This is a genomic window from Marinobacter lacisalsi (genome assembly GCF_042651045.1).
GTDB classification, from domain to species: domain Bacteria; phylum Pseudomonadota; class Gammaproteobacteria; order Pseudomonadales; family Oleiphilaceae; genus Marinobacter; species Marinobacter lacisalsi.
In genome coordinates, this window is the sequence record NZ_JBHSDI010000050.1 from 25826 (window position 1) to 37689 (window position 11864).

Annotated in this window: 11 protein-coding genes; 2 read left to right on the forward strand and 9 right to left on the reverse strand. The window is 60.1% G+C overall.

The window, feature by feature from the left end; genetic code table 11:
* Positions 1-7 precede the first annotated feature (7 nt).
* The 7 genes from thiL to glyA all read right to left on the reverse strand — a co-directional run bounded on the left by thiL (position 8) and on the right by glyA (position 6138).
* Positions 8-955, reverse strand: a complete 948-nt coding sequence (gene thiL, locus ACFOZ5_RS14115; protein ID WP_379888403.1) for a thiamine-phosphate kinase — start codon at positions 953-955, stop codon at positions 8-10.
* 9 nt (positions 956-964) lie between these two features.
* A complete protein-coding gene (nusB, locus tag ACFOZ5_RS14120) occupies positions 965-1447 on the reverse strand; it encodes a transcription antitermination factor NusB (RefSeq protein ID WP_379888405.1) in 483 nt (160 codons plus the stop codon).
* Complete coding sequence (ribH, locus tag ACFOZ5_RS14125; protein ID WP_379888407.1) at positions 1447-1923, reverse strand: 6,7-dimethyl-8-ribityllumazine synthase; 477 nt, start codon at positions 1921-1923, stop codon at positions 1447-1449. Before ribH ends, nusB begins: the two co-directional genes overlap by 1 nt.
* Before the next feature lie 49 nt (positions 1924-1972).
* A complete protein-coding gene (gene ribBA / locus ACFOZ5_RS14130; protein ID WP_379888409.1) occupies positions 1973-3091 on the reverse strand; it encodes a bifunctional 3,4-dihydroxy-2-butanone-4-phosphate synthase/GTP cyclohydrolase II in 1119 nt (372 codons plus the stop codon).
* Between the two features lie 67 nt (positions 3092-3158).
* Complete coding sequence (gene ribD, locus ACFOZ5_RS14135; protein WP_379888411.1) at positions 3159-4304, reverse strand: bifunctional diaminohydroxyphosphoribosylaminopyrimidine deaminase/5-amino-6-(5-phosphoribosylamino)uracil reductase RibD; 1146 nt, start codon at positions 4302-4304, stop codon at positions 3159-3161.
* Positions 4301-4813, reverse strand: a complete 513-nt coding sequence (nrdR, locus tag ACFOZ5_RS14140) for a transcriptional regulator NrdR (RefSeq protein ID WP_379888413.1) — start codon at positions 4811-4813, stop codon at positions 4301-4303. Before nrdR ends, ribD begins: the two co-directional genes overlap by 4 nt.
* A 68-nt stretch (positions 4814-4881) precedes the next feature.
* Complete coding sequence (gene glyA, locus ACFOZ5_RS14145; RefSeq protein WP_379888415.1) at positions 4882-6138, reverse strand: serine hydroxymethyltransferase; 1257 nt, start codon at positions 6136-6138, stop codon at positions 4882-4884.
* 447 nt (positions 6139-6585) lie between these two features.
* On the opposite strand from glyA, the gene ettA reads away from it, so the two are divergent.
* Positions 6586-8247: an energy-dependent translational throttle protein EttA gene (gene ettA / locus ACFOZ5_RS14150; RefSeq protein WP_379888417.1), complete on the forward strand. Its 1662-nt coding sequence runs from the start codon at positions 6586-6588 to the stop codon at positions 8245-8247.
* 65 nt (positions 8248-8312) lie between these two features.
* A complete protein-coding gene (gene radA / locus ACFOZ5_RS14155) occupies positions 8313-9689 on the forward strand; it encodes a DNA repair protein RadA (RefSeq protein ID WP_379888419.1) in 1377 nt (458 codons plus the stop codon).
* Positions 9690-9960: 271 nt separating this feature from the next.
* Here the strand turns inward: radA and ACFOZ5_RS14160 are convergent, their stop codons facing one another.
* Both ACFOZ5_RS14160 and hemE read right to left on the reverse strand, forming a co-directional pair.
* Positions 9961-10329: a PilZ domain-containing protein gene (locus ACFOZ5_RS14160; RefSeq protein WP_379888421.1), complete on the reverse strand. Its 369-nt coding sequence runs from the start codon at positions 10327-10329 to the stop codon at positions 9961-9963.
* A gap of 282 nt (positions 10330-10611) precedes the next feature.
* Entirely contained in the window at positions 10612-11676 is a 1065-nt protein-coding gene (gene hemE, locus ACFOZ5_RS14165; protein WP_379888423.1) for a uroporphyrinogen decarboxylase, read from the reverse strand.
* Positions 11677-11864: the final 188 nt, after the last annotated feature.

Genomic DNA, 11864 nt, shown 5'->3' on the forward strand with positions numbered 1-11864 from the left:
TGGTCCGTTATCGTCCTTTGAAATGGTCATACCCTGCCGGCACAGCAATCTCCTCAATAATACCGTCAGCCTGTACAAGCCGTAACCCGGAACCGGCACACACCCTCCCGATTACGTCAAGACTGCTGGCCACATGGCCCGGCAACCGATCCAGGGCTGCGGGCGCCAGGGTCACGCAGAGCTCATAGTCATCGCCCCCATACAGGGCCTGATCCAGGCTGGCCCAGGTACCACCAAAATCCCTCGGCACCCGGCCCGGCTCGAGTTCCGCTCCGACCGAGGACGCCTCAAGGATATGCCCGAGATCCGCCACCAAACCGTCCGAAATATCAATGGCAGCGCTGGCGACGCCTCGCAAATGGCGGCCCAACGCACAGCGGGGCATGGGGTGATGGTAGCGGGCAAGGAAACCTTCGACCGACGCCGGGGGATCAGTCGCATCCAGCCATGCCAATGCCGCAGCGGCACCGCCCAGCGGGCCGGAGACCGCAACCAGGTCGCCCGGTCGTGCACCGCTACGTCGAATCGCCTGCCCTTCGGGCACCGTCCCCTGAACCTGAAGCGTCAGCGTCAGGGGCCCCCGGGTAATATCACCACCGGCCAGAGCAATACCGAACGCAAAGGACGCCTCACGCAAACCGCTGACCAGTGCGGTCACCCAGTCCGAATCGGCCTCGGGGAGCGTCAGCGCAAGCGTATAGCAGACCGGGTCGGCGCCCATGGCAGCCAGATCACTGACAGCGACCGCCAGTGACCGCCAGCCAAGTTGCGCAGGATCGTAACCTGAGGGGAAATGGACGCCAGCAACCAGGGTATCAATGGAGAAAACCAGCTCATGCCCTTGCGGCACCCGCTGGATGGCACAATCATCCCCCGGTCCCAAAACAACTCCGTGCTGGCGGGTTGCTTCCGCCAGCGGGTGGAACAGGGCGCGGATCAGCTCGAACTCACCCATGGCGGAGGTTTACGGCTGCCGCGGACGGGTTTCCGCCAGACGAAGGCGCTGGCTCAGCTTATCCAGCAGGCTGTTGACGAACTTGTGCCCCTCGGTGCCGCCGAAACGCTTGGCCAGCTCGATGCCCTCGTTGATCACCACCCGGTAGGGCACGTCTATGCGGTATTTGAGCTCGTAGGCACCAATGCGCACGATCGCCAGTTCGATGGGGTCCACTTCCGCCAGTGGGCGGTCCAGTAGCGGCTCAATAAGCCTGTCCAGTTCGGACTGCTCACGATGTATACCGCGCAGCAGATCCCGGAAAAATGCCGAATCCACCTTGCTCATGTCGTTGTCGACCATGAACTCGGCCTCGATATCATTGATCGGGCTCTTGCTGAAATGCCTCTGGTACAAGGCCTGCAGGGCCAGTACCCGGGCCCGGCGGCGGTCACCGGCCTTGGGCTGGCCCGGGGCAGGCGCCCCGGGCGTTGTGCTGTCCTGCTCGCTCATCACTCACCCAGCTTATTGAACAGGCTGACCATTTCCAGCGCGGTAATGGCTGCTTCGGCACCCTTGTTGCCGGCCTTGGTACCGGAACGCTCGATGGCCTGCTCGATGGAATCCACGGTCAGCACGCCGAAGGTTACCGGGACGTCGGTCTCCAGGCTGACAGCCCCCAGGCCACTGGCAGCTTCACCAGCAACATACTCAAAATGCGGCGTACCTCCGCGGATGACCGCTCCAAGGGCAATGATGGCGTCAAAGTTGCCAGTCTCCGCCACGCGCTTCACTGCCAGAGGCATCTCGTAGGCGCCCGGCACCCGCACGATGGTGATGCCCTCATCGGTAATGCCATGGCGGCGCAGGGTATCCACCGCGCCCTCCACCAGGCTTTCCACGACAAATCCGTTAAAACGACCCACCACCAGCGCATAACGCCCGGCGCACTGTCGAAAATCCCCTTCAATAACCTTGATATCTGCCATTGTCATTCCTGTTCCGACCCGCAGGTCAATAAATCGTTGAGTTCTGGTTTTAACTACCGGTGTAGGGTACATATTCCACCACTTCCAGGTCGAAACCGGAAATGGCAGAGAATTTGATGGGAGCGCTCAGCAGGCGCATCTGTCCGACCCCACAGTCCCGCAGGATCTGTGAACCGGTGCCGACGGTGAAATAGACGCCGGAGCTGCCACCCTTACCTGCCTTGGCAGGCCCTTCCCCGAAGAATTCGTGAATGCGGTCCTCCAGGTTATAGCTGTCCTCGGCACTGTTCAGCAGCACGACCACGCCCTTGCCGGCTTCTGCCACCTTCTCCAGGGCATGGTGAAGTGGCCAGCTGTGGGAGCCCTTGCGACGGGCGCCCAGCAGGTCACGGAGAGTATCCGTCACATGGACTCTCACCAGGGTCGGTGTTTCTGCCTTAATCTCCCCCATCACCAGCGCCAGGTGGGTACCACCCTGGATACTGTCACGGTAGGTGCGCAGGTTGAAAACACCATACTCTGTATCCAGGTCGTACTGCTCCACGCACTCGATGGTGCGCTCATTCATGGTGCGATAGTGGATCAGGTCCGCGATGGTGCCAATCTTCAGGTCATGCTGCTCGGCAAACTTCTCAAGGTCCTCGCGGCGGGCCATGGAGCCGTCGTCGTTCATGATCTCGCAAATCACGCCCGCTGGCTCGGACCCTGCCAGGGCTGCCAGGTCACAGGATGCCTCGGTGTGCCCGGCACGGCTGAGAACACCGCCCGGATCAGCCATCAACGGGAAGATATGGCCTGGCTGTACCAGATCCGTCGCTTTTGCGTTCCTGGCCACCGCTGCCTGCACGGTACGGGCACGATCTGCAGCGGAGATACCGGTGGTTACCCCTTCCGCCGCCTCGATGGAGAGGGTGAATTTGGTGCCAAACCCGGAGTTGTTGCTCTGCACCATCAGCGACAGGCCCAACTGATCACAGCGCTGCCGGGACATAGGCATGCAGATCAGCCCGCGACCGAAGCGGGCCATGAAGTTGATGGACTCCGCTGTGCAATGCTCTGCGGCCATGACCAGATCGCCTTCGTTCTCGCGATCCTCGTCATCCATGAGAATCACCATCTTGCCCTGACGGATGTCTTCGATGATCTCTTCAACAGTGTTCAATGCCATAGTCTTCCACAATCTCCCGGCGAGCGCAGGGCTGCCGTGATGTTAATGCATGGGTCCCCAGGCCGCGTCAGCTGCCCGCAGATGAGTTGGGCGACAGGACCTTGGGCGCCAGTATCAGCCGTGTATCCACGCCAAACTGGCGCCGGTCAGTGACCAGCCACTCGATTTTCTCGCACATGTCCTTGAACGGCAGCCGTGCCGTGGGTCTGCCTTCACTGCCCAGGAACACGGGTGCCTGATAGAGCCACAGTTCATCAACCAGCCCCTCGACGATGAACCCGCCTGCCAGGGTAGGCCCTGCCTCCACCAGTAATTCATTCACACCCAGCTCGCCTAGCCTGTCCAGCAACTGCCCCAGGTTGACCCCGCTGTCCTGCCAGCCGACGCCGTTCAGGGTGACACCGAGCGCCGCCAGATCCTGTGCCGCGGGTGAAGACATCGCCTCGGATGAGCAGAACAAATGAACATCGCCCCCCTGCAATATCTTCGCGCCGGACGGCGTGCGGGCGTCCCGGTCGGCGATCAGCCTCAGGGGCTGACGGGATGGCTCCGTCGCATCGCCAATCTCGCCGAGCTCGTTGCGCCGGACTGTCAACGACGGGTCATCCACCAGGACCGTGTTCACCCCGGTGAGAATGGCATCACTCATGGCTCGCAGGCGCTGCACGTCGCTGCGTGATTCGGGGCCGGTGATCCACTTGCTCTCGCCGGACGCCATCGCGGTACGGCCGTCAAGGCTGGCCGCCATCTTCAATCTCACCCAGGGACGGCCGTTCCGCATGCGCTTGAGGAAGCCCGGGTTTAGTCTGGCGGCCTCCTCTCTGAGTACGCCATCCTTGACCCGGATACCCGCATCGCGCAACTGCTGCAGTCCCCGCCCGGAAACGCTGGGATTGGGATCTTCGCTGGCCACCACCACTCGGGCCACGCCCGCCTCAATCAGGGCACGGGAGCACGGTGGCGTGCGCCCGAAGTGGCTGCAGGGTTCCAGAGTGACATAGGCGGTCGCGCCGCGAGCATCCGGCCCGGCCTGGCTGAGCGCGCGTATCTCGGCATGGGCCTCGCCTGCGCGCTCGTGCCAGCCTTCGCCCAGCACCAGATCTCCCCTCGCAATGACACAGCCCACGCGAGGATTGGGGTGAGTTGAATAGCGGCCACGCCATGCCAGCTGAATGGCCCGGGCCATCATGGCGATATCCTGGGACGGTGTCATGAGGAACCTTCAGTGGAATCCCGGTCGGCCAGCACCCTGGCCACATCCGCCGGGTCGGCGCCGTCGGACAGCCGCTCGATTTCCTCCTTGAATTCGTTGATGTCCTGGAAACTTCTGTAGACCGATGCAAACCGCACATAGGCCACCTTGTCCAACTGGCGCAACTCGGTCATGACCTCCTCACCCAGGGTCATGGACTTGACCTCACGCTCACCGGTCGCCCGCAGACGATAGCGGATCCGGTTGAGAGCGGCGTCGATCTGCTCAATGCTGACCGGGCGCTTTTCCAGGGCTTTCATCAGTCCGGCCCGCAGCTTTTCCTCGTCAAAGGGCTGCCGGGTACCATCCTGCTTGACCACCCGGGGCATGACCAGCTCCGCACTCTCGAACGTGGTGAAACGCTCGCGGCAGGACAGGCACTCCCTGCGGCGGCGCACCTGGTCACCCTCGGCCACCAGCCGGGAGTCGATCACCTTGGTATCGGCTTCACCACAGAAAGGACAATGCATAGTCAAATGCTCCGGTAAGAACAGACCGCCCCATTTTTGGCGCGGTCGTCAGAAGAGTCGCCTGCCGCCTAGCTGGCGTAGACAGGGAAGCGCGCGCACAGGGCTTCCACCTGCTCACGAACGTTTGCAATCACGCTCTCGTCTTCCATATTGTCGAGGATATCGCACATCCAGCCAGCCAGTTCGCGACATTCGGATTCACCAAAACCACGAGTGGTGACCGCCGGTGTGCCGATACGCAGGCCAGAGGTTACGAACGGCGAGCGCGGATCGTTGGGAACAGCATTCTTGTTGACCGTGATGTGGGCGCGGCCCAGGGCTGCGTCCGCATCCTTGCCGGTAATGTCCTGCTTGATCAGGCTCAGCAGGAACAGGTGGTTCCTGGTGCCACCGGACACCACGTCAAAGCCACGCTCGATGAACACATCGGCCATGGCAACGGCGTTCTTCACCACCTGTTGCTGATAGGACCTGAACTCTTCACTCATGGCTTCCTTGAAGCAAATGGCCTTGGCAGCAATCACGTGCATCAGCGGGCCACCCTGGCCACCGGGGAAAACGGCGGAGTTCAGTTTCTTCTGCAGACCCTCGTCGTCGCAAGCCAGGATCAGACCACCACGGGGGCCACGCAGGGTCTTGTGGGTAGTGGTGGCAACCACGTGAGCGTGAGGCACCGGGTCAGGGTAAACGCCCGCCGCAACCAGGCCAGCCACATGGGCCATATCCACGAACAGGTAGGCACCCACCTTGTCGGCAATCTCACGGAAGCGTGCAAAGTCCAGCTTCTGGGAATACGCGGAGAAACCGGCAATGATCATCTTGGGTTTATGTTCGACCGCAAGCGCCTCAACGTCGTCATAGTCGATCAGGCCGGTCTCGTTATTGATGCCATACTGGACCGCGTTGTAGATCTTGCCAGAGAAGTTGACGGTAGCACCGTGAGTCAGATGACCACCATGGGCAAGACTCATACCCAGCACGGTATCACCGGGCTTCAGCAGGGCCATGAAAACGGCAGAGTTGGCCTGGGAACCGGAATGGGGCTGGACATTGGCGTAGGCAGCACCAAACAGCTCCTTGGCACGATCGATTGCCAACTGTTCCGCGATGTCGACAAACTCGCAGCCACCGTAATAACGCTTGCCGGGGTAACCCTCTGCGTACTTGTTGGTGAGCACGCTGCCCTGGGCCTCCATTACACGGGGGCTGGTGTAGTTCTCGGATGCGATCAGTTCGATGTGGGCTTCCTGACGCTGGGTCTCCGCCTGCATGGCGTTCCAGAGCTCGTCATCGAAACCGGCAATTTTCATATCACGATTAAACATGGAATCTGCTGCCCCTGTCTGAATGGCTGGCCCGGGAGACGCGTTGAGCTCCCGCAACCCCTGAAAAATTGGGCCGCTATTCTATCTCGAAACCGGGTAAAAAATCATCCTTTATGCTGTCCGCAGATACCGGCACGCGGCTTGTTCCGCTCTGCGTCAATTGCTATCCCCCATGGGTTTAGATACCTTACGGGGTTCTGTTTTCCAGCAGGCCACGTTCTGGCCTGCCTTTAAGAATTTTTGCCACGGAAGAACACGGAAAACAAAAAGATAAAGACAATGCTGGCCACGAAATCCACCAAAAAAACGCAATGAAACCAGCGAGTCAAACCAGGTTCTATAGAAAGCTTAGGGCCTGTCGTTTCGTGGACTTAGTGGATTTCGTGGCAAAATCTTTTCTTTCCGTGGATATCGTGGCAATACCTGCATAAAGAGGATACAGCCAACATGGCCCAATACGTTTACACCATGAACCGCGTGGGCAAGGTGGTTCCGCCCAAGCGCGAGATTCTCAAGGACATTTCCCTGAGCTTCTTCCCGGGCGCCAAGATCGGCGTTCTCGGTCTTAACGGCGCCGGTAAATCCACCCTGTTGCGCATTATGGCCGGAGTGGACCAGGATTACATCGGCGAAGCCCGTCCCCAACCCGGCATCAATGTGGGCTACCTGCCCCAGGAACCGGAACTGGACGACGACAAGACCGTCAAGGACATCGTCGATGAGGCCGTATCCGGCGTTCACGATGCCCTTGCGGCCCTGGACCAGGTATACGCCGACTACGCCGAACCGGATGCAGACTTCGACGCGCTCGCCAAAAGACAGGGCGAGCTGGAGGCCTACATCCAGGCCACTGACGGCCATGATATTGAACGCAAGATGGAAGTGGCGGCGGATGCCCTGAGACTGCCACCGTGGGACCAGAAAGTGGCCAACCTGTCCGGTGGTGAGCGCCGCCGGGTAGCCCTGTGCCGCCTGCTGCTCTCCAGCCCGGACATGCTGCTGCTGGACGAGCCCACCAACCACCTGGATGCGGAATCCGTAGCCTGGCTGGAGCGTTTTCTCCACGACTTTGACGGCACCGTGGTGGCCATTACCCACGACCGCTACTTCCTCGACAACGTGGCAGGCTGGATTCTGGAACTGGACCGTGGCCAGGGCATTCCCTTCGAAGGCAACTACAGCCAGTGGCTGGAGAACAAAGAAAAACGCCTGGAAATGGAATCCAAGCAGGAAGCCTCGCACCAGAAGGCGGTCAAGCAGGAGCTCGAGTGGGTTCGCAGCAACGCCAAGGGCCGTCAGTCCAAGAGCAAGGCCCGCCTGGCCCGGTTCGAGGAGATGAGTTCCCAGGAATTCCAGAAGCGCAACGAGACCAACGAGCTGTACATTCCGCCCGGCCCCCGCCTTGGTAACAAGGTGATCGAGGTCGACGGTATCAGCAAGTCCTTCGGTGACCGCCTGCTCTACGAGAACGTCTCGTTCAGCGTGCCGCCGGGTGCGATTGTTGGGATCATCGGTGGTAACGGTGCCGGTAAATCCACCCTGTTCAAGATGATTGCCGGTTACGACAAGCCGGATTCCGGCGAGATCGTGGTGGGCGAAACCGTGGAACTGGCCTACGTGGACCAGATGCGGGACCTGGATGGCAGCAAGACGGTCTGGGAAGAGCTGTCGGACGGCAACGACATCATCAAGATCGGCAACTACGAAACCCCGTCCAGGGCTTACGTAGGCCGCTTCAACTTCAAGGGCGGCGACCAGCAGAAGCGGGTGGGCGATCTGTCCGGCGGCGAACGCAACCGCCTGCACCTGGCCAAGCTGCTCAAACAGGGGGGCAACGTGCTGCTGCTGGACGAGCCCACCAACGACCTGGACGTGGAAACCCTCCGCGCCCTGGAAGAGGCCCTGCTGAATTTCCCGGGCTCTGCTCTGGTCATCTCTCACGACCGCTGGTTCCTGGACCGGGTGGCCACCCACATCCTCGCGTTCGAGGATGACGGTGAAGTGGTCTACTTCGAGGGCAACTTCAGCGAGTACGACGAAGACTTCAAGAAACGCAAAGGGGACTCGGCCATGCAGCCCCAGCGCATGAAGCACAAGAAGCTGGCATAGACCACAGGGCCAGGCCAACAGGCCTGGCCTTTTTCATTTCCCCTTCTGTAAAGACTGCAAACCCTATGGCCAAAGCAAAAACCGCTTTCGTCTGCACCGAGTGCGGCGCTGACTATTCCAAATGGCAGGGACAGTGCGGCGCCTGTCATGGCTGGAATACCATCAGAGAGGTTCGTGGCGTTGGCGGGGCCAATAAAGGGGCCCGTGGCGCCCGCTTTGAAGGTTTCGCCGGCAGCCTGACGGAAGTAAAAAGCCTGGACGAGGTCAGCCTGACCGAACAACCCCGCATCAGTACCGGCATGCAGGAGTTCGACCGGGTTCTGGGCGGCGGCCTGGTGGAAGGCTCCGCAGTGCTTATGGGCGGCCACCCGGGCGCTGGCAAGAGCACCCTGCTGCTACAGGCGGTCTGCCACCTCGCGGAGAAGACCCCCGCCCTGTACGTTACCGGCGAAGAGTCACTGCAACAGGTGGCCATGCGGGCCAAGCGCCTGGGTGTGCCAACCAAGGATCTGAAGATGCTGTCGGAAACCAGCGTCGAGCGCTTGATACAGGTAGCGGAAGCGGAGAAGCCGAAGATCCTGGTGGTGGACAGTATCCAGGTCATGCACGTGGCGGACACCGAATCCGCCCCAGGATCCGTGTCCCAGGTGCGGGAGAGCGCGGCCTACCTGACCCGCTTCGCCAAGCAGACGGGTACCATCCTGTTCCTGGTAGGCCATGTCACCAAGGACGGTAGCCTGGCCGGTCCCAAGGTGCTGGAACACATGATCGACTGCTCCATCCTGCTGGAGGGCTCCAGTGACAGTCGTTATCGGACCCTGCGGGGCATCAAGAACCGGTTTGGCGCGGTCAACGAACTGGGCGTGTTCGCCATGCTGGAACAGGGCCTGAAGGAAGTGAAAAACCCCAGCGCCATTTTCCTGAACCGTGGCGAGGAAGCCGCCCCGGGCAGCGTGGTGATGGTCGTCTGGGAGGGCACCCGCCCCATGCTGGTGGAGATCCAGGCACTGGTGGACATGGCCCAGGGCAGCTACCCGCGGCGGGTGGCCGTGGGCCTGGACCAGAACCGGGTGGCGATGCTGCTGGCCGTATTGCACCGCCATGGCGGCATGCATGTGGCGGATCAGGATGTGTTCGTTAACGTGGTGGGTGGCGTCAAAGTGGCGGAGACCAGTGCCGACCTGGCGTTGCTGGCCGCTATCGTCTCCTCCTTCCGCGACCGCGCCCTGCCCCAGGATCTGGTGATCTTCGGCGAAGTCGGCCTATCCGGCGAGATTCGTCCGGTGCCTTCAGGGCAGGAACGGATTTATGAGGCGGCAAAGCACGGCTTCACTCGAGCACTGGTGCCCAAGGCCAATGCCCCCCGCAAAGCCATCGAGGGAATGAAGGTGATTCCGGTAACCAAATTGAGTGAGGCGTTGACGGCGCTTGAAGACCTTTAGATCAGCCAATTGAGAATGATCTCAGCAGCCTGGTTGTTTGGTGGCTGGGCGACAGGTCGAGAACCTTTTCCCGGAAACGCCGTGAATACGTCCATGTAGGCTCTTCGAAAACCTTTACGGCTAAATGCTCCTGCGTCGCCGTAAAGGTCCTGGACCGGCCGTCCATGGCCGGCCCGTGAAACGCTGGCGCGTTTCACCCCTTTTTTCGAAGGTCCGGGAAAAGCTTCTCAACCTGTCTCCTTATCCGTCTTCGCAGTTAACGCTTGGCGGGTTATTCGATCAGGTGAGAAAGCTCCCGTTCCAGAAGCTCCGCGTCCCCGAGATTCAATTCCACCAGCCTTTTAAGGTGAGACGCACTCTCCAGATCAATGTACTCGATCTTGAAGCCCAACCGGTCGGGCTCCAGATGACGTAGGGTGACTGCCATTACGATAGCGCTTTCGTGGTCATTCAGATGGATGGTCAACTCGCAGGGCTCGCCCTCAGACGCTGCCCAGCCCGCCGGGCGGCTGACCAGTACACCTTTCAGGGAGATATCCAGAACCTCAGCCGTCTGCATGTCATCCTGCCAGTGTATTTCGCAGGGTGCGTCAAACTGGATTCTCTGGAAGCGGCGCTTTTCGGGGGTATTCTGGTCCATTTCCTGACTCCCTTGTCCATTTTCTTGTCTTTTCCTGACTATAGACCTCACCGAAGGCTGAGACCAGCACCGCAGGCACGGCATATCAATATTCAGGTTACATATACAGGAGTAGCGTTATCTCAAAGGCAGGACGGCCAGCAGGTTGAGAACACTTTTCCGGACCTTCAAAAACAGGGACGTTTTTGAAGAGCCTACATGGACGTATTCACGGCGTGTCCGGAAAAGTGTTATCGGCCTGATGGCCCTGGCACCATGCCTATCAGGCTAATATTGTACGACTCAGCGGTGATACTCCCCACTCAATTCGACAACCGCCTCAATAAACGCCCCGGCATGGGCCGGATCCACATCCGGCGTAATGCCATGGCCCAGATTAAAGATGTGACCAGGGCCTGAACCATAACGCTTGAGGATATCCGCCACCTCCTCACGAATCCGCTCCTTCGGCGCGTACAGCATGGCCGGGTCCATATTGCCCTGCAAGGCCACCTGATCACCTACACGAGCCCGGGCATTACCAATATCCGTGGTCCAGTCCAGCCCCAGGGCATCAGCGCCCGAATCCGCCATGGACTCCAGCCACTGACCGCCGTTCTTGGTGAAGATAATCAATGGCACCCGGCGTCCGTCATTTTCACGGATCAGCCCATCAGCAATCTTCTTCATATACGCCAATGAGAACTCCTGATAGGCCCAGCTGCTCAGCACCCCGCCCCAGGTATCAAAAATTTGCACCGCCTGGGCGCCAGCCCGGATCTGACTGTTGAGATAGTCAATAACTGAGTTCGCCAGATGATCCAGCAACCGATGCATAACCTCGGGCTGACCGTACATCAGCTTTTTGGCCTCGCGGAAGTCCTTCGACGAGCTACCCTCGATCATGTAGGTCGCCAACGTCCAGGGACTGCCAGAGAAACCGATCAACGGCACACGGCCATTGAGAGCGCCGCGAATGGTCGACACGGCATTCATTACATAGTCCAGATCCACATCCGCCTTGAGGTTCGGCAACGCCGCCACATCCGCCTCGGACCGAATCACATTACGGAACTTGGGGCCCTCACCAGTCTCGAAATAAAGGCCCAGACCCAAGGCATCCGGTATGGTCAGGATATCCGAGAACAGGATCGCTGCATCCAGCGGAAAACGCTCCAGCGGCTGGAGGGTTACTTCGCAGGCCAGCGGCGTGTTCTTGCAAAGACTCAGAAAGTCCCCGGCCTTCTCCCGAGTGGCCCGATACTCCGGAAGGTAGCGACCGGCCTGGCGCATCATCCAGACAGGCGTCCGATCAACAGGCTGGCGCATCAGGGCGCGGAGGAGACGGTCGTTCTTCAGTTCGCTCATAGTGATTCCTGATCTGCGGAGTGACTCACCGGACGGGCACTCCCATGTAAACGTTCAAACAGGCGGCAATGATAACGCGTTTGCCGTGACCCGTCCTAAAATACGTTGACGGTTTTTGTTGAAGCCAGCGCCTTATGGGGGCTGGCTTTTTCATGTACCTCTTGGGGCGTTTTCATGCCCAGGCTGAG